The organism is Phenylobacterium terrae, assembly GCF_042681205.1.
In the GTDB taxonomy this organism is placed as follows: Bacteria; Pseudomonadota; Alphaproteobacteria; order Caulobacterales; family Caulobacteraceae; genus Phenylobacterium; species Phenylobacterium terrae.
Map to the genome: position 1 here is coordinate 1,696,021 of NZ_JBHUEY010000001.1, position 19,668 is coordinate 1,715,688.

Here is a 19,668-nt window from a genome sequence, read left to right on the forward strand (position 1 = left end):
CCCCTGCCGGCAGCGCCTACTCCGCCAGGCGGACCAGCATCTTGCCGGTGTTTTCGCCGCGCATCAGGCCGATGAGCGCGCCGGCGGCGTTCTCGATGCCGTCGCGGACGGTCTCCTGGTACTTCATCTTCCCCTCGCGCAGCCATCCCGCCATGTCGCGCTCGAAGTCTGCCCGCATGTGCAGGAAGTCGGTGGCCACGAAGCCGCGCAGCATCACCCGGCTGTAGATGATGTTGGAGAGGTTGCTGACCGTGGAATGGCCGGAGTTGTAGCCGGAGATGAAGCCGCAGACCGGGATCCGGCCGAGCGTGTTCATCCGCCGCAGCGCCGCCTCCAGGTGCTCGCCGCCGACGTTGTCGAAGTAGACGTCGATGCCCTTGGGCGTGGCCGCCTCGACGGCTTTGCGGATCGGCTCCTTCTTGTAGTTGATCACCGCGTCCAGCCCGACCTCGTCCTTCAGCCAGGCGACCTTGTCGTCCGAGCCGGTGGAGCCGACCACATAGCAGTTCTTGATCTTGGCGATCTGGGCCGCCACCGAGCCCACCGCCCCGGCCGCGGTGGAGACGAACACCTGCTCGCCCTCCTTGAGCTGGCCGATGTGCAGGATGCCGCCGTAGGCGGTGAAGCCGGTGCCGCCCAGGGCGTGCATGTGGACGGTCAGCGGCAGGTCCGGCTGAGGCGTCAGCTTGGAGAGCCCCTTCTCGTCGGAGACGAAGTACTCGCGAAAGCCCAGCCGGTTGGAGACCAGGTCGCCCACCGAAAAGTCCGGGTGCTTGGATTGCACCACCCGGCCCAGCGCCCCGCCGCCCATCGCCTCGTTCAGCGCCTGCCCGGCGGTGAGCCTCGGCCGCATGGCCGGGTCGACGCTCATCAGGAGGTTCTGCACCAGCACCTGGCCGTCGGCGGCGTCCGGCACGTCGCGTTCGATGAGGGCGAAGTCCTCGGGCTTGGGCTCGCCGGTCGGGCGCTGGATCAGGTGGACTTCGCGGCTCTTGGGCATGTGGGGCTCCCTCGTCTTTCGTTGCGCGCAACCTCTACAGCCAAACGGGGATCGGCAAGCACCTTCCGCCGCCAATCTCCGTCATGGCCGGCTTCATGCCGGCCACCCATCTAGATGAGGCTTGGGGTCGGGCTGGCCGGGAGGGAGGGGTCAGTCGAGCGCGTCGCCCCAGTCCAGCCGGCGGGCGATGGCAAAGGCGGGCTTGTCGCGCCGGGCGGCGAAGCGGGTCTCCACCGCGCCCTCCGGCGTACAGAGCTTGAGCTCGATCCCCGGCTTGCCGGCGCGGGGCGGGGCGAGGACGCGGGCGCCGCGCGGGGCGATCTCCACGCTCTCCCGCGCCACGACCAGGTAGGCGAACTTCTCGTCCTCGAAGGGGGCGTCTGCGGCCTTGGCCAGGCGGTGGTCGCGGCTGCGGGGCAGGCGTTGGACGAAGTGGCACCAGTCGCCCTCCAGCAGCGGGCAGGCGGCCTCGTGCGGGCAGGGGGCGAGCATCCGCGCGCCGGCCGCGATCAGCCGGCTGCGGGCCTGGCGCAGGCGCGCGAACCCGGCCGGCGTGCCGGGCTCGACGATGGCCAGCAGCCCGGCCGTCGCAGCCCAGAGGGCGTCGACGACGCCGTCCTGCGCGACCGCCGGCAGCTCCGCCAGGGCGTAGCTCAACAGCACGAGGTCGGAGGTGGGCAGAGCCGGGGCGCGGGCGAGGTCCGCCGTCAGCCGCTCGGCGCCCGCGAGGGCCGCCGGCCCGTCCGTCGCCAGTTCGGCCGCCAGGGCGAGGAACGGCCGGCTGGAGTCGACCAGCGTCGCGTGGGCGATGGTCGGCCAGACCGCCAGCGCGGCCCAGCCGCCGCCGCCCGGGCCGGCGCCGGCGTCCAGCAGGCTTCCGGGCGCGAAGCCGGGCGCCAGGCGCGCCGCCTCGGCCAGCACCGCGAGGTCGGCGGCGTAGGTGGCGGGCAGGCGGGTCAGGGCGTAGGCCAGGGCGTCGGCCTCGCCCTGCACCACCCGGGCGGAGGCGCCGCCCTGGCGATAGTGGGCCGAGACCTTCTGCGCCCGCGCGCCGAGGTCGCGGCGCGAGACGCCCTCCAGCCGCCGCTCGATGGCGGCGCGCAGGGCCTGGGGCAGCTCGGGGGTCAACGGCCGGCCCGCGCCAGGGCTTCGCGGCGCAGCGCCAGCAGCGCCTGCGGCACGTCGCGGCGCATGCCCATGCGGATCAGGGCGTCCGGGGCGCGATAGGGGAAGGCCGCCCGCTGCTCGTAGAGCACCCGGGTCGCCTGACCCCTGTTCAGCGGCTCCAGCCGCCACTCCCCCTCGAGCATCCGCAGTTCGCCTCCGGCCTTGCGGAAGGTGATCCGCGCAGGACGCTGATACTCCGAACGGAAGACGCTGCGAACCGGCGGCAGGATGCGCGGGCGCGACACGTGCTCGCGCACGTCCCAGCGGCCGGCCGGGTCGCGCTCCAGGACGCGGCAGCTCCTCAGGCTGGCGACCATCCTGGGGGCGAGGCCGCAGTCGGTGACCACGCTCCAGACCACCTCCCGCGGGGCGGCGATGTCGATGGCGGCCCGGATCACGCCGGCCGAGCCTGACGGGTCGGGCCGCACGTCCACATAGGGCCGGCCGCTCTCGAGCCGCTTCACCGCGGCCGCGTCGGGCGCCCAGGCCCAGGCCGGGGCGGAGAGGCTCGTCAGGGCGAGGCAGGCGAGGGCCAGGCGCATGGCCCCATGATAGCCCTCGCGCGCCGCACGGTCCGGTGCGAAACCGCAGACGCGCGCGGCCGGTTCGGCAAGGGACGGAGGCGATCATGGACGATGCAAGCGCCGCTCGGCGGCCCACCTTCACGGCGGTCGATCCCGCCACCGGAACGCCGGGGCGCATCTACGACGGCGTCACCCCGGATGAGGCGCTGGGGATCGCCCGCGCGGCGCGCGCCGCCTTCGACGGCTGGCGGCGGACAGGCTTCCCCGATCGGGCCCGGCTGTTGCGCCGGGCCGGCGAGGTCCTGCGCGAGCGGCGCGAGGAGCTCTGCGCCCTGATGACCGCCGAGATGGGCAAGACCCTGACCGAGGGCCGGGCCGAGATCGACAAGTGCGCGGGCGCCTGCGACCACTACGCCGAGCACGCCCAGGCGATGCTCGCCGCCCAGCCGGTGGAGATGGGCGGGCCCAAGGCGTCCGTCGTGTTCCGCCCGCTCGGGACCGTGCTGGCGGTGATGCCCTGGAACTTCCCCTTCTGGCAGGTCTTCCGCTTCGCCGCGCCGGCGCTGATGGCCGGGAACACGGGCGTGCTCAAGCACGCGAGCAACGTGCCCGGCTGCGCGCTGGCCATCGAGGCGGTGTTCCGCGACGCGGGCTTCCCGCCCGACATCTTCCGCACCGTGCTGATCGGATCGTCCGGCGTGCAGGCGCTGATCGAGGATCCCGCCATCGCCGCCGTCAGCCTGACCGGCAGCGTCGAGGCGGGCCGCAAGGTCGCGACCCAGGCCGGAGCGGTCCTGAAGAAGTGCGTCCTCGAGCTCGGCGGCAGCGACGCCTACCTGGTGCTGGACGACGCCGATCCGGAGGCCGCCGCCGAGGTCGCCGCCGCAGCCCGCATGGTCAACGGCGGCCAGAGCTGCATCGCCGGCAAGCGGTTCATCGTGCTTGGGTCCGTGCGCGAGGCCTTCGAGCAGGCGCTGGCGCGGAAGATGGCCGGGTACGCCATGGGCGATCCGCGGGACGAGGCGACCAAGCTCGGGCCGATGCAGAGCCTCGAGGCCCGCGACGGGATCCACGACCAGGTCCGCCGCAGCCTCGAGGCCGGCGCGCGCCTGCTGTGCGGCGGGCAGGTCCCGGACCGGCCGGGCGCCTGGTATCCGGCGACGGTGCTGACCGGCGTGCGCCCGGGCATGGCCGCCTACGACGAGGAGGTGTTCGGCCCAGTCGCCGCGATCATCGAGGCCGCCGACGAGGCCGAGGCCATCCGGCTGGCCAACGACTCCCCGTTCGGCCTGGGCTCTGGCGTGCTGACCGGCGACGTCTCGCGCGGCGAGCGGATCGCCGCCGACGAGCTGGAGGCGGGCGTCTCGTTCGTGAACCAGAACGTCCGCTCCGACGTGCGCCTGCCGTTCGGCGGCGTGAAGCACTCCGGCTACGGCCGCGAGCTGTCGGCCTTCGGCATCCGCGAGTTCGTCAACATCAAGAGCGTGGTGGTGCAGGACCTGCCGAAGGCGGCGGGCGGGACGGAGTAGCGCCACCCTTCATTCCGTGGCCGGCTTTATGCCGGCCACCCATCCTGATGAGGCCGGCCCGCTGCAACGGGCTGGGTCGCCGGGACGAGCCCGGCGATGACGAAGGTGGGAGTCACCCCACCCGGTTCTGCACCAGGTCGTCGACCACCGCCGGATCGGCCAGCGTCGAGGTGTCGCCGAGGTTGCTCGTGTCGTTCTCGGCGATCTTGCGCAGGATGCGGCGCATGATCTTGCCCGAGCGGGTCTTGGGCAGGCCGGCGGCGAACTGCACCGCTTCGGGGGCGGCGAACGGGCCGATCTCGCGGCGGACCCAGCCCTTCAGGTCGGCCTGCAGGATGTCAGAGGGCGCGACGTCCGCCTTCAGGGTGACGAAGGCGTAGATGCCCTGGCCCTTGATGTCGTGCGGGAAGCCCACCACCGCGGCCTCCGCCACCGCCTCGTGGCCCACGAGGGCGCTTTCGATCTCAGCCGTGCCGAGCCGGTGGCCGGAGACATTGATCACGTCGTCCACCCGGCCGGTGATCCAGTAGTAGCCGTCGGCGTCGCGCCGGGCCCCGTCGCCGGTGAAGTACTTGCCGGGATAGGTGGTGAAGTAGGTCGAGATGAACCGCTCGTGGTCGCCGTAGACGGTGCGCATCTGCCCGGGCCAGGAGTCGGTGAGGCACAGGTTGCCGCTGGTCGCCCCGTCCAGCACCTTGCCGTCCGCGTCGACCAGCTGGCACTTCACCCCCGGCAGCGGCCGGGTCGCCGAGCCCGGCTTCAGAGGCGTGCAGCCCGGCAGCGGCGAGATCAGGCAGGCGCCCGTCTCGGTCTGCCACCAGGTGTCGACGATCGGGCAGCGCTCCTCGCCGACCACCTTGTAGTACCAGAGCCAGGCCTCGGGATTGATCGGTTCGCCCACGGTGCCCAGCAGGCGGATCGACTTGCGCGAAGTCTTCTTCACCGGCTCGTCGCCGTCGCGCATCAGCGCCCGGATGGCCGTGGGGGCGGTGTAGAAGATCTCCACCTTGTGGGTGTCCACCACCTCCCAGAAGCGGGAGTTGGTCGGGTAGTTGGGCACGCCTTCGAAGATCACCGTGGTCGCCGCGTTGGCCAGCGGGCCGTAGACCACATAGCTGTGGCCGGTGACCCAGCCGATGTCGGCGGTGCACCAGAAGACCTCGCCGGGCCGGTAGTCGAACACCACCTCGTGGGTCCAGCTGGCCCAGACCAGATAGCCGCCGGTGGTGTGCAGCACGCCCTTGGGTTTGCCGGTGGAGCCGGAGGTGTAGAGGATGAACAGCGGGTCCTCCGCGTTCATCGGCTCGGGATCGCACTGGTCCGAGACCCCCTGCTTCAGGTCGCCATAGTAGGCGTCCCGGCCGGGCACCATGTTCACCTCGGCCTTGGTGCGGCGCACGACGATCACGTCGGTGACGCCCGGGCACTCCTTCAGCGCCTCATCTACGTTGGCCTTCAGCGGCACCACGCGGCCGCCGCGCAGGCCCTCGTCGGCGGTGATGACGATCTTGGAGTCGCAGTCCTGGATGCGGCCGGCCAGGCTGTCGGGCGAGAAGCCGCCGAACACCACCGAATGCACCGCCCCGATCCGCGCGCAGGCCAGCATGGCCACCGCCGCCTGCGGGATCATCGGCAGGTAGATGGTGACCCTATCGCCCTTCTTCACACCCTTGGCCTTCAGCACGTTGGCCATCCGGCAGACCTCCGCGTGCAGCTCGCGGTAGGTCATGAAGGTGTGGATGTGCGGGTCGTCGCTCTCCCAGATGATCGCCGTCTGGTCGCCGCGTTCCGCCAGGTGCCGGTCAAGGCAGTTGACCGAGACATTGAGGATCCCGTCCTCGTACCAGCGGATGTGGAAGTCCTCGCGGTTGAAGGACACATCCTTGATCTTGGTGGGGAACTTGATCCAGTCGAGGCGCTGGGCGAGCTCGGTCCAGTAGCCCTCCGGATCGGCCTCGACCCGCTGGACGGCCGCCTCGTAGGCGGCGGCGTTCATCTTGGCCCGCGACGCCCACTCTTGCGGGACCGGGATCACCAACTCGCCTTCGCTCACCTGGGCGGCCTCCTCGTTCTTGGTCTTGCGAGCAGTATCCCCCCGCGCGGCCCAGGCGCAACCGACCGGCGGGCGTGGCGGGCGCATTTTGGCTTGCGGGCGAGGAGTCGCTCGGCCATTCCAGGGCCGTCTCCCCACGCCTGAAGCGGATCATCCATGGCCGTCGAGCAAGCCCGTGCGCCGGACCTGTCGTTCGACGACATCGATCCCCGCTACCGGGCCTTCATCGAGGACTACATCGGGCTCTACGGCCTGGACGCGGCCGCCTTCTGCCGTCCGCTCCCCCGCGCGGATGAGATGTTCTTCAAGGCCATCCTGCCGAACTACGAGCAGGACGCCTCCATCGCCGCCTTCAAGTTCACCGAGGCCACGCTCCGCCACTTCGACACGGTGCGCCAGATCGTGGACGGCGCGTTCGGCGGATTCGAGAAGCTGGGCTCCTTCCTCGACTTCGCCTCGGGGTACGGGCGCCTCACCCGGATCATGCTGCAGAAGCTGCGTCCCGATCAGATCCACGTGGCCGACATCTACAAGGACGCGGTGGACTGGCAGCGGCAGGCCTTCGGCGTCGCCGGGACCTATTCGACGCCCGACCCGGCGCACCTGCAGCACGCCGACCGCCACGACCTGATCTTCGTCGGCTCGCTCTTCTCCCACCTGCCGGCCGAGCTCTTCCACCGCTGGCTGGCTGCGCTGTACGGGCTGTTGACCCCCGGCGGGGTGCTGGCCTTCTCGGTGCACGACGAGAGCTTCCTGCCGCAGGGCGAGGCGATGGACGCCAGCGGCATCCGCTACTTCCGCTTCTCCGAGAGCGGCTCGCTGGACGCCGACATCTACGGGATGAGCTACGTCTCGGAAGCCTTCGTCGGCGAGGCGATCGGGCGGCTGCCCGGCCGGCCGGCCTGGCGGCGCTTCCACAAGGGCGCCTACGAGAACCAGGACCTCTACGTCGTCGGCGCGCCGGGCAAGGACGTCTCGAACGTCTTCGTCGCCAGCACCCCGATGGGCGGCTTCGAGACCGCCACCCACCTGACCAACGGGACCGTCGAGTTCTCCGGCTGGGCGCTCGAGCGGACCCCCGGCCGCCGGCTCACCAGGCTGTCGGTCCAGCTCGGCGGCGAGACCCGCCTGGAGGTCGCGCCTGATTGCGAGCGGCCGGACGTCCTGACGCACTTCCCCAAGGCGGCGAACACGCCCATCGGATGGCGCTTCCGGCTGGGGCCCGAGCTGGCCCGGCCGGGTGAAATGATCCGCCTGCGGATGGACAGCGACAGCGGGCTGTTCGGCTGCGCCTACGCCGAATTCCCGCCCAGATTCGCCATGACCTATGCAGGGTGGTCGCGTCGAGCGCTTCGGCAGGGGTGAGCATGCGTAAGACGATCGCGTTGGCTGTGGGCGTGGCGCTGGCGCTCGGCGCCTGCGGCAAGGACGCCAAGGTCGAGGCCGCGGAGGACGTCCGCCAGCTGCTGGTGGCCGCCGACGAGGGCGACGCGGAGGCCTTCGAGGCCGGCATCGACCGTGAGAAGCTGAAGGCGGACCTCAGGGTCCAGGTCCGCGAGGCCGCCCGCGAGCAGGGCATCGACATCGGCGGGCCGAGCGATGCGGCCCTCGACCGGATGATCGGCCCCGACGCCGTCCGCGTCGCCCGCCCCGATCCCGCCGCCGCCACCCCCACCGCCGCCGAGATCGCCCAGATCCTCGAGGTCCAGGACAACACCCGCGCCTGCCTGCGCCCGGCCGGCGCCGACGCCGGCTGCGCCCTCACCTTCGAGAAGCAGGGCGAGCGCTGGAAGCTGATCGGCGTGCAGACCAGCCGGCTGGAGCTTAGGCCCGGCGAGACGGGGTAAGGATCTTTCCTCTCCCATTCGTGGGAGAGGGGGACCCACCCGCCGCAGAGCAGGTGGTCCCCCTCCCCCGCTTCGCAGGGGAGGAAGAGGTCGCGCGAAGTTCTGTGAGCCGCTATCCCTGACCCATGCTCCTGCACCTCTCCACCTGGCCCGAGATCGAGGCCTACCTGAAGACCAGCCAGACGATCGTCGTGCCGATCGGCTCCAACGAGCAGCACGGGCCGACGGGCCTCCTCGGCACCGACTGGCTCTGCCCCGAGATCATCGCCCACGAGGCGCAGAAGGCCGAGCCGAACCTGCTGGTGGGGCCGACCTTCAACATCGGCATGGCCCAGCACCACCTGGGCTTTCCCGGCACCATCAGCCTTAGGCCCTCGACCTTCATGGCCGCGATCGGCGACTGGTGCCGCTCGCTGGGGGCGCACGGCTTCACGAAGATCTACTTCCTGAACGGCCACGGCGGGAACGTCCCGACCATCGAGGCGGCCTTCTCCGAGCTCTACGCCGAGGCGAGCTTCGGCGGCCGCCCGCGCGGCTTTGCGCTGAAGCTGAAGAACTGGTGGGAGCTGAAGGGCGTGATGGGCCTGGCCACCCGCCAGTTCCCGACCGGCCACGGCAGCCACGCCACGCCGTCCGAGATCGCCGTCACCCAGTGGGCCTACCCGGACCACATCAAGACCGCTGAGTACGCGCCCCAGATCGCCCCCACCGGCCCGATCCGCGAGGCCGCGGACTTCCGCGCCCGGTATCCCGACGGCCGCATGGGCTCCGACCCGATCCAGGCCACGCCCGAGAAAGGCGGCGAACTGGTCGCCGAGGCCGCGCGCGGCCTGATCGAGGACGTGGCGGCGTTCAGCGCCGAGGTCGCGCCAACCTAAAGACCTCTCCCCCCGCCCGGCGGGGGGAGAGGGTAGGGTGAGGGGGGACTCTCGGCGAGCGCAGGTTTCCGTCGCTTCGCGCCGGGCGCGGCTTCGCCGCGCGCCCCTCACCCAACCCTCTCCCCGCCTTGCGGGGAGAGGTCTTTAAGCTCAGCGCGGGATCTCGGCCGTCTTGACCAGCGCCACCTGCCGGTAGACGGCGGCGACGTCGAAGTAGTCCTTGAACACGCCGTGGAAGCGGTCGACGGCCTGCTTCACGCCGGGGCCGCCGATCTCGCTCTCCTGGTGCCAGTAGTCGTCCAGCACCATCATCCCGCCGACGCTCAGCAGGGCGGCGCAGTAGGCGAGGTCGACGGTCACCGCCCAGGCGGTGTGCGAGCCGTCGACGTAGATCAGGTCGTACCGCTCCCCGGCCTCGAGCATCTTCGGCAGTTCGTAGGTGGAGAAGCCCTTGCGCGCCTGGAACTTCGGGAAGCGCAGCTTGGCGACGTTGCGGAAGAAGCGCGGCTCGACCGCGTGGTACTTCTCTTCCGGATTGAGGTCGGGATCGAACCAGGGGTCGATCACCGTGACCTCCAGCTTGGCCGGCAGCAGCCAGTCCATAAGCGCCAGGTTCCGCCCCTCGTAGGCGCCGATCTCCAGGTAGCGGATGGAGCCGCGCTGGGCCGCGAAGTCGCGCAGCAGCGGGGCGACGTAGGGGATGTTGTTGTCCGCCCAGGCGGTGGTGAACTCGAAGCCGCGGGCCTCGCAGTGCTCGGCGAAGGCGGCGCCGTCGCCCTCGGCCTTGGGCCGCACGAGCATGGTCTGGGCCAGGCTCGGGGCGAACCGGCCGTTGATGTTCGCAAGCGCGCGCAGGGCGTCGGCCATTCTGGCGTCCCCTCTCCAGATGAGCCGGGGAGCCTAGCGGCGAGCCGTTATCAGGCCGTGAAAACCTCGCCGCTTTCGATGGCGATGGGCCAGCGGGTGAGGCTCATGCCCGCGCAGGGGCCGGCCACGCACACTCCGTCCAGCGGCCGGAACAGGGCCGCATGGCCGGTGCAGAGGATGGCGTCGGCCTCGCGCGTCAGGTAGCGGTCGGGCAGGGCCGACAGCGGCCAGCCGGCGTGCGGGCAGGAGTCGACGTAGCCGCGCACCTCCTCGCCGATGCGGATCAGGAAGCCGGCGAACAGGGTGCGCTCGTGCCGGAAGCGGAAGCCCTTGGAGCCCGGGTCGGGCAGGTCGGCCAGGGCGCACAGGCGCGTTCCCGGCGGCGGCCGGGCGGGATTTTCGCTCACCCCACCGATCCGAAGGTCGCCTTCCAGGGCCGCACCTCCACCCGCTCGAACAGGCCGGCCTTGGTGTAGGGGTCCTCGTCGCTGAAGGCCTGGGCGGCGGCCTGGTCCTCGGCCTCGAAGATGATCAGCGAGCCGGCCATCTCGCCCTTCTCGTCCAGGAAGGGCCCGCCCAGCTTCATCATCCCGGGCTTGCCGCGGACGTAGGCGAAGTGGGCCTCGCGGGTGGCCATGCGCAGGTCGAGCGAATTCGGCTTGTCGATGCAGATGGCGACGAAGAGGGGCATGGGGGTTCCTGTCAGTTGAAGGCGTCGGACCGCTCGGGCCGCAGTGGCCGGGAGAGCAGCCCCTCGATGGCCTGGTCGACGCTGACCTCGCCGGCGACGATGGCCGCCACCGCCTGGCAGATCGGCGCGTCCACCCCGAGCTTGCGGGCCAGCTCGCGGACGGGCGGCGCGGAGGCGACGCCCTCCACCACGGCCGCGCGGCTGGCGAGGATCTCGGCCAGCGGCTTGCCCTGTCCGAGCGCGATGCCGGTCGACATGTTGCGGCTCATCGGACTGGAGCAGGTCAGCACCAGATCGCCCAGGCCGCAAAGGCCGGCCAGGGTCTCGGCCTTGGCGCCGAGCGCCACGCCCAGCCGGGTCATCTCGGCGAAGCCGCGGGTGATGAGGGCCGCGTGGGCGCTGCGGCCCAGGGCCTTGCCCTCGACGATGCCGCAGGCCAGGGCCAGCACGTTCTTGGCCGCTCCGCCGACCTCGGCGCCGATCACGTCGTCGGCCAGGTAGGGCCGGAAGGTCGGCGTCGCGATGGCCTCGGCCAACGCCCGGCCGAGCGCCTCGTCGGGGCAGGCCAGAGTGACGGCGGTGGGCAGACCGCGGGCCACCTCGGCGGCGAAGCTGGGGCCCGACAGCACCGCCGGACGCGCCTGCGGCAGCGTCTCGGCCAGCACCTCGGTCATCATCTTCAGCGAGCCCTGCTCGAAGCCCTTGGAGCAGAGCACCACCGGCAGGCCCGGCTTGGCGTCCGGCGCGAACCTCTGCAGCGTGCCGCGCATGTGCTGGGCCGGCGGCACGGCCAGGATCAGGTCGGCGTCCGCCAAATCCGAGAGGCTGGTGGTGGCGACGATCTCCGGCTCCAGCGGCACGCCGGGGAGCCACAGGCTGTTCTCCTGGGTCTCGTTGATGGCGGCGACCGCCTCGGCCTCCAGGGCCCAGATGCGCACGGACAGGCCGGCCCGGGCGCAGACCTGGGCGAGCGCCGTGCCCCAGGCGCCGCCGCCGATGATCCCCGCCCGCCTCACGCCTTGGCGCCCTTGCGGCCGGGAACGTGGGTCGGGCTCGCGAGCGCGGCGGCCTCGTCCAGCGGCCAGCGTGGGCGCGCCGGGGCGTCCATCGGATGGGCCTCGCCCAGCGCCAGCCGCTCGGCGCCGGCCAGGGCGATCATCGCGGCGTTGTCGGTGCAGTAGGCCAGCGGCGGGGCGGTGAAGGAGAAGCCGCGCGCAGACGCCGTCTCCTCGAGCCTGGCCCGCACGGCCTTGTTGGCCGCGACCCCGCCGGCCACCACGAACCGCAGGCCGAACCCGTGGTGGGCCTGGGCGTAAGCCGCCATGGCCCGGTCGCTGCGCTCCGCCAGCTGACGGGCGATCGCCGTCTGGACCGAGGCGGCGAGGTCCCGCCGCTCGTCCTCGGTGGTCAGGGTCTCGGCGATCCGCGCCGCCGCGGTCTTCAGGCCGGAGAAGGAGAAGTCGCAGTCCTTGCGGCCCAGCAGGGCGCGGGGCAGGGGGAAGCGCTCAGGATCGCCGCCCTGCGCCAGCTTCTCCAGCGCAGGTCCCCCGGGGTAGGGCAGGCCCAGGGTCTTGGCGATCTTGTCGAAGGCCTCGCCGGCCGCATCGTCGATGGTCGAGCCGAGCCGCCGCGCCTGGCCGATCCCCTCCACCGCCAGCAGCTGGCAATGGCCGCCGGAGACCAGCAGCAGCAGGAAGGGGTAGGGCAGGTCGGCCGCGAGCCTGGCCGACACCGCATGGCCCTCCAGGTGGTTGACCGCGATCATCGGGATCCCCCGCGCCAGCGCCACCGCCTTGCCGAACGACAGGCCCACCATCACCCCGCCCACCAGCCCGGGGCCGGCGGTGGCGGCGACGCCGGTGAGGTCGGCGTAGGTCACGCCCGCCTCGGCTATCGCCTGGGCGGCGATCGCGTCGATGGATTCCACGTGCGCCCGCGCGGCGATCTCCGGCACCACGCCGCCGTAGGGGGCGTGCTCGGCGATCTGGCTGGCGATCACCGACGAGAGCACCTGCACGCGCCCGTCGGCCGCGCGCCGCACGACGGCGGCGGCGGTCTCGTCGCAGCTGGTCTCCAGTCCCAGGACGGTGAGGTCGGTCATCCGTTGCGGCCTGCCCCCGGCTCCTGTAGCTGACGGGGCTCCTTCAGCCTGCGAGGTAGACGCCCCATCGTGGCTACGCAACCACTCGTCCGGATTGGGGCGCGCGGCTCCAAGCTTTCCCTGGCCCAGGCCGGACACATCCAGCGCCGCATCGCCGCCGCCCTGGGGTACGGCCCCGACGAGGCCGACGCCGTGGCCCCGCTGGTGGTCATCACCACCACCGGCGACCGGGTGCAGGACCGCCGGCTGCTGGAGATCGGCGGCAAGGCGCTGTTCACCAAGGAGATCGAGGAGGCGCTGCTGGAGGGCCGCATCGACTGCGCCATCCACTCCATGAAGGACGTCCCGGCCGACTGCCCCGAGGGCCTGACCATCGCCGCCATCCCCGAGCGTGAGGACCCGCGCGACGCCTTCCTGAGCCACCAGGCCGACCGCATCGAGGACCTGCCCCAGGGCGCGCGCCTGGGCACCGCCTCGCTGCGGCGGCAGGCGCAGTCGCTGCACCGGCGGCCGGACCTGGACGTCCAGCTGCTGCGCGGCAACATCGACACCCGAATCCGCAAGCTGGCCGACGGCGAGGCCGACGCCATCCTGCTGGCGCTGGCGGGCCTGAAGCGGCTGGGCCTGGAGGCTCACGCCCGCAGCCTCATCGACCCCTACGACTCGCCGCCGGCGCCCGGGCAGGGGGCGCTGGCGATCGAGACCCGGGTGAAGGACCAGGACGCTCCCTGGCTGGAGGCCGTGCGCGATGCGGCCACCACGGTGGCGGTCGCGGCCGAGCGGGGCGCGCTGCGGGCGCTGGAAGGCTCCTGCCGCACGCCCATCGGGGCCCACGCCTGGCTGGCCGGCGGGCAGCTGCAGCTGGTCGTCGAGGCGCTGACCCCCGACGGCTCCGCCCGCTTCCGCCGCGAAGGCTCGGCGGAGCTCTCGGCCCTGGCCTCGCCGATCGAGGCGGCCCGCGACCTGGGGACCTCGCTCGGCGTCGCCATCCGGGAAGAGGCGGGCGAGGCCATCGTCTTCGAATGAGGCGAAGGCGCAAGCGGCAGGTCTGGATCACCCGCGCCCGCCCCGGCGCCGACGCCACCGCCGGCCGCGTCCGCGCCCTCGGCCACGAGCCGTTCGTGCTTCCGCTGCTGGAGGTCCGGCGCCTGGCCGGCGTGACGCCGGACGTGGACGACATCGCCGCGCTCGCCTTCACCAGCGCCAACGCCGTGCGCGCCTTCGCGCAAGGGTGCGGGCGGCGCGACCTCAAGGTCTATGCGGTGGGCGGGGCGACGGCGCTGGCCGCGCAGGAGGCGGGCTTCACGACCGTGCTGTCGGCCGACGGCGACGTCGCGGCCCTGGCCCAGGCCATCGTCGGCCGGCACACCTTCGCCGACGGGCCGATCCTGCATCCCTCCGCCACCGAGCCGGCCGGAGACCTGGTGGGGGCCCTGACCGCCCACGGCCTCGAGGCGCGGCGGCTGGACGTCTACGAGAGCCTGCCGGTGAAGCTCGGCAAGCGGGACCTGAACCGCCTGAAGCGGATGGACGACGTGCTGCTCCACTCGGCCAAGGCCGCCGGGGCCCTGGCCGACCTGTTGCGCGAAAGCCCCCTGCCGCAACTTCGCGCGCTCGGATTGTCGCAAGCGGTGCTGGCCCCCTTGGCGGGACTCTCCCTCTCGGCCAAGCTCTTTCCCCAGCGTCCGGCCGAAACGGACCTGTTGAGGCTGATCGACACGCCATGAGCGCCGCTGACGAGGCCGAGATGACCGCCCCCCGCGACCCGGCGAGCTACGCCCGGCCGCGGCGCCCGGGACTGGGCCGCGCCGCCTTCGTCGCGCTGGTGGTTCTGGCGGTGCTCGTGGGCTGGCTGCTGGGGGTGCTGGGCCCCAAGCCGTTCACGATGCGCGCGGAGGCCCCCGAGCCGGCGCCCGCCGCCGAGCCGGCCCCGGCGATATCGCCCCCGCTGGCCGCCGCGCCCGCCGAGCCCGCGCCGTCCGCTGCGCAGCCCGCCCCCGCCGAGCTCGGCGCCGTGGGCGAGCGGCTCGCCGCGCTTGAGCAGGAACAGGCCCGCACGTCCGGGGCCGCCGCCGCGGCGCTCGCCGCCGCCGCCCTCATGGAGGCCTCCCGCGGCACGGGCGGTTTCGCCGACGAGCTGGCGGCGCTGCGCACGCTCGCCCCCAACCTGCCGGAGCTGGCGGCGCTGGAGCCGCTGGCCCGCGCCGGCGCGCCGAGCCGCTCGGCCCTGGCCGACAGCTTCCCCGACTATGCCGCCCGGGCCGCCGTCGCCAGCCGCGCCCCGGGCGAGGGCGCCAGCCTGCTGGAGCGCGTCGGCCACGCCTTCTCGCGCATCGTCACCCTGCGCCGGGTCGGCGAGGTTCCCGGCGAGGGGCCCGACGCGCTGATCGCCCGCGCCGAGCGCCAGCTCGAGGACGGTCAGGTCGACCGCGCGGTCCGCACCCTCTACGGCCTGCCGTCCGCCGGACGGGAAGCCCTGGGGCCCTGGCTGGCCCGGGCCGAGCGGCGGGCCGAGATCGACCGTCGCGTGGCCGCCCTGCGCGCCCAGGCCCTCGCCCAGCTCGCCGCCGCCGCCCGCCCGCCGCCGGCGGGAGCGGCCTCGTGATCCGCGCCGCCCTCGCCTTCGTCCTGGTGGCCGGCATGATCGTCGCCATCCTGGCGGTCACCGGCGAGCCGGGCCGGGCGAGCCTGATCTGGCTCGGCTGGCGCGCCGACATGACGGCGGCCACCGCCGCCCTGCTGATCCTCGGCTTCTCGCTGGCGGCGACCATCGTCTGGCGGCTGGCTCTGTGGATCATCGAATCGCCCCGCCGAGCCGCCCGCGTGCGCGCCGAGATCCGCCGCCGCCAGGCCAACGAGGTGCTGACCCGCGGCTTCCTGGCCGTCGCCGCCGCCGACGGCTCGGAGGCCCGGCGCCTGGCCGCCAAGGCCGCCGACCTGGCCGACGACACCCCCGGCCTGGTGCGGGTGCTGGCCGCCCTGGCCGCGGACGTGGCCGGCGACTCCGCCGCCGCGCATTCCGCCTACACCGCCATGCTCAGCTTCCCGGAGATGCGGCTGGCCGGCCACAAGGGGCTGATGATGCTGGCCGCCGACGCCGGCCAGCGCGACTCGGCCCTGGCCCATGCCGAGGCCGCCTACGCCCTGCCGCGCACCGCCCGCTGGGCCTGGCGCGCGCTGCTCGAGGCCAGGCTCGAGGCCGGCGACTGGGACGGGGCGCTGGACCTCGTCCGCTCCGGCGTCGACCGCAAGGTGGTCTCGCCGCTGGTCGCCGAGCGCGCCCGGGCGGCCCTGCTCGCCGCCTCCGCCGCCCGGCTGGAGGCCGACGCCGATCCCAAGGCCCGCGCTCAGGCGCTCGACCGGGCCGGCGAGGCCGCCAAGCTGCAGCCCGGCTTCGCCCCCGGCGTGGTCATGGCCGCTCGCCTGCTGGCCCGCGACGGCAAGGCCCAGCGCGCCGCCGGCCTCATCGAAGGCGCCTGGAAGGCCGCGCCCCACCCGGCCCTGTGGCTCGCCTACCGCGACCTGCGAACCGACGAGACGCCGCGTCAGCGGGCCGAGCGGCTGGCGGGCCTCGTCGCCCTCAACCCGCACCATCGCGAAAGCCGCATCCTGGCCGTCGAGCAGGCGCTGATCGCCGGCGACCCGCAGGCCGCGCGCGAGTCCGCCAAGGCCCTGCAGGCCGAGCCGATCACCGCCCGCACCGCCGGCCTGTTCGCGCGCCTCGCCTACGCCGCCCGCGACCCGGACGAGGCGCGCATGTGGACCACCCGGGGCCTCGCCGCCCCGCAGGAGGCCGACTGGTCCGACCTCGACCCTGAGGGCCGCGCCTTCGCCTACCAGCCCGGCGACTGGGCCCGCCTGGTCTCCGCCTTCGCCGAGAGCGGCGAGCTCATCCACCCGCGCCTGGAGCGGCGCGAGCGGACCATGACCGAGCTGCCGGAGCTTCCCGCCCTCTACGCCGACTCCGCGCCCCTGCTGGGGGCGGCCGACCTGGAGTCGCTGCTCTATCCCGGCGCCTACGACGGCTACGACGAAGAGGCCCCCGAACCTCCGCCGCCGGCGCCCGCCGAACGCTCCGCGCGGAGTTCCCGCCTCTCCACCGCGCGCCGCCGCTTGGCGAACGCCCCAAGGGCCGCTAAATAGGCCCTCCCCTAGCCGGGCCCTAGGCCGCCTTAGCTCAGCCGGTAGAGCGGCGCATTCGTAATGCGTAGGTCGCGTGTTCGAGTCACGCAGGCGGCACCACCCTCGCTCGATGTTGGCCGCTTTCCAACGGCTATGCTGCTCCGTAGCATTTGCTGACGCGCCACGGCCTTTCGAGAGTTGGACTGACCGATGTTCCTCACGGAGTATGAGCCGCCTGAAAGGCGGCGTGCGTTCGCGAGCGGTGGCGTGGAGCTGCGCCTCACAGAGGCCGCGGTGATGCTTGCTTTCGCCTTGCACCTCCTGGAACAGACGGAGGGGACTGGAACGGTCTACATCCACCCAGACGGTGAACACGCGAAGATCTTCGACATCTCCGCGTTCCTGTTGAACCTCGGATTCGAACGCGTGGAGGCGCTGGGGACCACGGCATACGGTGGGCGCTATGTTCGAGAGGACGCCAACATCATCGTACGTCCTGCGTCGGGCCTCGGTGATGTCGTTGGAGTAGTCGCCGGGCGGAGAGTGGTGGCGGAGTGCAAGGGGGGAGTTATCAACTCTAACCACGCTGGGCAGAAGTCTCGGCTGCGAAAGGGCCTCTCTGAGCTGGTGGGCCAGTTGATGTTGTTGCCCCTAGACGGAAGCCGGCAAGTGGCGGTGCTGCCGTTCACCGATGAAGTCCTGCGGATTGCCAACAGGTTGATGCCTCGGTGCGCGGCAGCTGGCCTGGAGATCGCGCTGGTCAGTGCGGAGGGCCGAGTGGACTTCGTTCGCAGTGCCGAGGATCTTCGCGCGGCAGCGCCAGTGACTGCGATCGCTTAGATCACCGCCCGCCCTTCGCCTCAGGAGCTCGAGCCGCATTCTACCCCCGCGGCCGCCGCTCCTCCCACGGCCGCATCACGCGCCTGAGCCGTCCGCCGCCCGGCAGCACCGTCAGCGCCAGGTCGGCGAGGGCCGAGGCGGCGCGGAAGGGGGTGGGGATGGCGCGCATGGAGCTGGTGGGGTGGTCGCCGGCGAGCTGGGCGGCGGGGCCGCCGGAGGCGCGCAGGCGGGACTTCAGGTTGAGGGCGGCCTCGCGGCAGAGCTCGGTCTTGCGGGCGGCCAGGCGCTGGCCGAGCAGGCCAAGGTCGAGGTTGGTGCGGGCGGCCTCGAACATTTCGGCCTCCTCCTCCTCGACGTGGCGGCGGACGTATTCGCCCAGCACCCGGACCTTGGCGTCCATCAGCGCATCGTCGACGCTGGCGCTCTCCAGGTCGGCGACGAACTGCCGAAGGGTCATGTGCTCGACCACCGCCTCGTCCAGGTCGCGCCGGTCGACGCCGGCCTGGCGCAGGGCGGGGTAGAACAGCTCCTCCTCGATCTGGGCGTGGATGGTCAGCGACAGGCACAGCCGCTCGACGATCGAGACCTTGTCCAGCAGGCTCGAGCAGGTCTCGTACTCGCCGATCAGCCGATCGACCTCGCGGTGGTCGTCGGCGAGCAGCTCCAGCGCGTCCCTGGCCGGCGCGGCGCCCGGGCCGGCGGCGGCGAAGCTGCGCGGCTCGGGACTGGCGGTCGACGGGTTCTGCGCATTGGCGGTCGACATGGGGTCTTGCGGGCGGAACTCGGCCACGGGCGCCTCCGATCTATGCCGGAGTAACAAGCTTGGCGGCGTCTCGTTCCGGGCGGGCGCGGGGAATGGGCTTCAGCCCCATCGGCAGCCGCAGGAGGGGGATGCGGCGGGCCAGGTCGTAGGCCAGCCAGCAACTGGCGGCGGTGGCGGCCAGGATCAGCCCCGCCTCCGCGAGGACCGGCAGACCGTAGGGCTTCAGGACGTGGCCGGCCATGACGATGGTCGTCTGATGGACGATGTAGAAGGGGAAGACCGCCTCGGTCAGCATCGTCAGGGTCTTCGATCCGCGGCGGATGTGGCGGCGGGCGAAGCCGAACAGGGCGCAGATCACCGCCCAGGCGTAGGTGGCGTGGATCAGGTCGTCGGCGAGGCGGGCGGCGGCGTGGCGCTCGTCCAGGCCGGAAAGGCCGATGTAGAGCCCCGGCGCGGCGACGGCGGCGGCCAGCGCCAGCGAGATCCAGCGGCCCCGCTCCAGGCCTTCCCAGGCGGCGTCGAGGCGGGCCATGGAGAGGCCGATGAAGAAGGCCAGGCCGTAGTGCAGGTGGCCGTAGCCGTCGGCGAAGACGATGTGGGTCTCGCCCCAGGCGCGGCCGGCCGTGGCCTCGATGAGCGCGAAGACCGCGGCGGCGACGATCAGCAGCGCGGGGAAGCCGCCGATGCGGGCGATCACGGCGTCCAGCCGGTCCCACCAGGGCCGCAGCGCCAGGGCGGCGGCGGTGTAGACCCACAGGTAGGCCACGAACCACAGGTGGTTGTAGGTCGGCAGGATGATGCCGAAGCTCTGGTCGAACGACAGGTAGCGTGGCCAGAAGTCGAGGAAGGAGCCGGCATAGCCGTTCTTCTCCACCACCTCGGCCCAGCTCTGCGGAGCGACGATCACCGCCATGCCGAAGAGGAGGGGGACCAGCAGGCGGGCCGAGCGCTCCTTGAACATCCGCCCGGTGGCGAGCCTGTCGGCCATGAACCGCGTCGCCGCGCCGGAGATGACGAACAGCAGGGTCAGCCGCCAGGGGTTCACCACCTCCATCAGCGGCTGGAGCTCGGGAACGATGTGGCTGCTCTTCACGTGCCAGCCCCAGGGCACGTAGAACATGCCCAGGTGGTAGAGGATCAACAGCATGAAGGCGCCGACGCGCAGGGCGTCGAGGTCGTGGCGGCGGGTGGACATGGCGGCTTCCTCTGACGGATTGCACCCCATCCCTGCCGCCGCGCGCCGGCTCCGGGCGAGCGCCGCGGTTCCGGCGGCGGTCCGGCCGTGA

The 19,668-nt window shown here is 72.5% G+C and carries 20 protein-coding genes and 1 tRNA gene; 10 read left to right on the plus strand and 11 right to left on the minus strand.

Features of this window, described 5'->3' with window-relative positions; all coding sequences use genetic code 11:
* Positions 1-16: 16 nt before the first annotated feature.
* The 3 genes from ACFSC0_RS08525 to ACFSC0_RS08535 all read right to left on the minus strand — a co-directional run bounded on the left by ACFSC0_RS08525 (position 17) and on the right by ACFSC0_RS08535 (position 2,709).
* Positions 17-1,000: an NADP-dependent oxidoreductase gene (locus tag ACFSC0_RS08525; protein WP_377284022.1), complete on the minus strand. Its 984-nt coding sequence runs from the start codon at positions 998-1,000 to the stop codon at positions 17-19.
* Positions 1,001-1,150: 150 nt separating this feature from the next.
* Complete coding sequence (locus ACFSC0_RS08530) at positions 1,151-2,128, minus strand: small ribosomal subunit Rsm22 family protein (RefSeq protein ID WP_377284021.1); 978 nt, start codon at positions 2,126-2,128, stop codon at positions 1,151-1,153.
* Positions 2,125-2,709, minus strand: coding sequence for an SRPBCC family protein (locus ACFSC0_RS08535; protein ID WP_377284020.1), 585 nt, complete (start codon positions 2,707-2,709; stop codon positions 2,125-2,127). Before ACFSC0_RS08535 ends, ACFSC0_RS08530 begins: the two co-directional genes overlap by 4 nt.
* An 86-nt stretch (positions 2,710-2,795) precedes the next feature.
* On the opposite strand from ACFSC0_RS08535, the gene ACFSC0_RS08540 reads away from it, so the two are divergent.
* Positions 2,796-4,220 (plus strand): NAD-dependent succinate-semialdehyde dehydrogenase, encoded by a 1,425-nt coding sequence (locus tag ACFSC0_RS08540; protein ID WP_377284019.1) that lies wholly within the window; start codon positions 2,796-2,798, stop codon positions 4,218-4,220.
* 112 nt (positions 4,221-4,332) lie between these two features.
* Here the strand turns inward: ACFSC0_RS08540 and acs are convergent, their stop codons facing one another.
* On the minus strand, positions 4,333-6,273 hold the full coding sequence (acs, locus tag ACFSC0_RS08545) for an acetate--CoA ligase (RefSeq protein ID WP_377284018.1): 1,941 nt from the start codon (positions 6,271-6,273) through the stop codon (positions 4,333-4,335).
* 156 nt (positions 6,274-6,429) lie between these two features.
* Between acs and ACFSC0_RS08550 the strand changes: the two genes are divergently transcribed.
* From ACFSC0_RS08550 to ACFSC0_RS08560, 3 genes are all read left to right on the plus strand, one after another.
* The gene (locus tag ACFSC0_RS08550) at positions 6,430-7,638 is read left to right on the plus strand and encodes a class I SAM-dependent methyltransferase (protein ID WP_377284017.1); all 1,209 of its coding nucleotides are present in this window, start codon (positions 6,430-6,432) and stop codon (positions 7,636-7,638) included.
* Positions 7,639-7,640: 2 nt separating this feature from the next.
* Positions 7,641-8,120, plus strand: coding sequence for a hypothetical protein (locus ACFSC0_RS08555; RefSeq protein WP_377284016.1), 480 nt, complete (start codon positions 7,641-7,643; stop codon positions 8,118-8,120).
* Between the two features lie 125 nt (positions 8,121-8,245).
* Complete coding sequence (locus ACFSC0_RS08560) at positions 8,246-8,998, plus strand: creatininase family protein (RefSeq protein WP_377284015.1); 753 nt, start codon at positions 8,246-8,248, stop codon at positions 8,996-8,998.
* Between the two features lie 150 nt (positions 8,999-9,148).
* Here ACFSC0_RS08560 and ACFSC0_RS08565 read toward each other — a convergent pair whose 3' ends face one another.
* Genes ACFSC0_RS08565 through tsaD form a run of 5 tightly spaced genes read right to left on the minus strand, consistent with a single transcriptional unit; the run spans position 9,149 to position 12,657 of the window.
* Positions 9,149-9,865: a class I SAM-dependent methyltransferase gene (locus ACFSC0_RS08565; RefSeq protein WP_377284014.1), complete on the minus strand. Its 717-nt coding sequence runs from the start codon at positions 9,863-9,865 to the stop codon at positions 9,149-9,151.
* A 50-nt stretch (positions 9,866-9,915) separates the two neighbouring features.
* Complete coding sequence (locus tag ACFSC0_RS08570) at positions 9,916-10,272, minus strand: Rieske (2Fe-2S) protein (RefSeq protein WP_377284013.1); 357 nt, start codon at positions 10,270-10,272, stop codon at positions 9,916-9,918.
* A complete protein-coding gene (locus tag ACFSC0_RS08575) occupies positions 10,269-10,556 on the minus strand; it encodes a YciI family protein (RefSeq protein ID WP_377284012.1) in 288 nt (95 codons plus the stop codon). Before ACFSC0_RS08575 ends, ACFSC0_RS08570 begins: the two co-directional genes overlap by 4 nt.
* A gap of 11 nt (positions 10,557-10,567) precedes the next feature.
* Positions 10,568-11,572, minus strand: coding sequence for an NAD(P)H-dependent glycerol-3-phosphate dehydrogenase (locus ACFSC0_RS08580; RefSeq protein ID WP_377284011.1), 1,005 nt, complete (start codon positions 11,570-11,572; stop codon positions 10,568-10,570).
* On the minus strand, positions 11,569-12,657 hold the full coding sequence (tsaD, locus tag ACFSC0_RS08585; RefSeq protein ID WP_377284010.1) for a tRNA (adenosine(37)-N6)-threonylcarbamoyltransferase complex transferase subunit TsaD: 1,089 nt from the start codon (positions 12,655-12,657) through the stop codon (positions 11,569-11,571). The genes ACFSC0_RS08580 and tsaD overlap by 4 nt, the downstream gene beginning before the upstream one ends.
* Positions 12,658-12,726: 69 nt before the next feature.
* Between tsaD and hemC the strand changes: the two genes are divergently transcribed.
* The 6 genes from hemC (at position 12,727) to ACFSC0_RS08615 (ending at position 17,619) form a co-directional block, all read left to right on the plus strand.
* A complete protein-coding gene (gene hemC, locus ACFSC0_RS08590; RefSeq protein WP_377284009.1) occupies positions 12,727-13,683 on the plus strand; it encodes a hydroxymethylbilane synthase in 957 nt (318 codons plus the stop codon).
* Positions 13,680-14,384, plus strand: coding sequence for a uroporphyrinogen-III synthase (locus ACFSC0_RS08595; protein WP_377284008.1), 705 nt, complete (start codon positions 13,680-13,682; stop codon positions 14,382-14,384). The genes hemC and ACFSC0_RS08595 overlap by 4 nt, the downstream gene beginning before the upstream one ends.
* Positions 14,381-15,262, plus strand: a complete 882-nt coding sequence (locus tag ACFSC0_RS08600) for a COG4223 family protein (protein ID WP_377355128.1) — start codon at positions 14,381-14,383, stop codon at positions 15,260-15,262. Before ACFSC0_RS08595 ends, ACFSC0_RS08600 begins: the two co-directional genes overlap by 4 nt.
* Positions 15,259-16,800 carry a heme biosynthesis protein HemY gene (locus ACFSC0_RS08605; protein WP_377284006.1) on the plus strand — a complete coding sequence of 514 codons (1,542 nt, stop codon included), beginning with the start codon at positions 15,259-15,261 and terminating at the stop codon, positions 16,798-16,800. The genes ACFSC0_RS08600 and ACFSC0_RS08605 overlap by 4 nt, the downstream gene beginning before the upstream one ends.
* A 23-nt stretch (positions 16,801-16,823) precedes the next feature.
* Positions 16,824-16,899 (plus strand) — tRNA-Thr (locus ACFSC0_RS08610).
* Between the two features lie 90 nt (positions 16,900-16,989).
* Positions 16,990-17,619 (plus strand): hypothetical protein, encoded by a 630-nt coding sequence (locus tag ACFSC0_RS08615; RefSeq protein WP_377284005.1) that lies wholly within the window; start codon positions 16,990-16,992, stop codon positions 17,617-17,619.
* A gap of 40 nt (positions 17,620-17,659) precedes the next feature.
* Here the strand turns inward: ACFSC0_RS08615 and ACFSC0_RS08620 are convergent, their stop codons facing one another.
* A complete protein-coding gene (locus ACFSC0_RS08620; protein ID WP_377284004.1) occupies positions 17,660-18,409 on the minus strand; it encodes a hemerythrin domain-containing protein in 750 nt (249 codons plus the stop codon).
* A gap of 13 nt (positions 18,410-18,422) precedes the next feature.
* The gene (locus ACFSC0_RS08625; RefSeq protein WP_377284003.1) at positions 18,423-19,577 is read right to left on the minus strand and encodes an acyltransferase family protein; all 1,155 of its coding nucleotides are present in this window, start codon (positions 19,575-19,577) and stop codon (positions 18,423-18,425) included.
* Positions 19,578-19,668 lie beyond the last annotated feature (91 nt).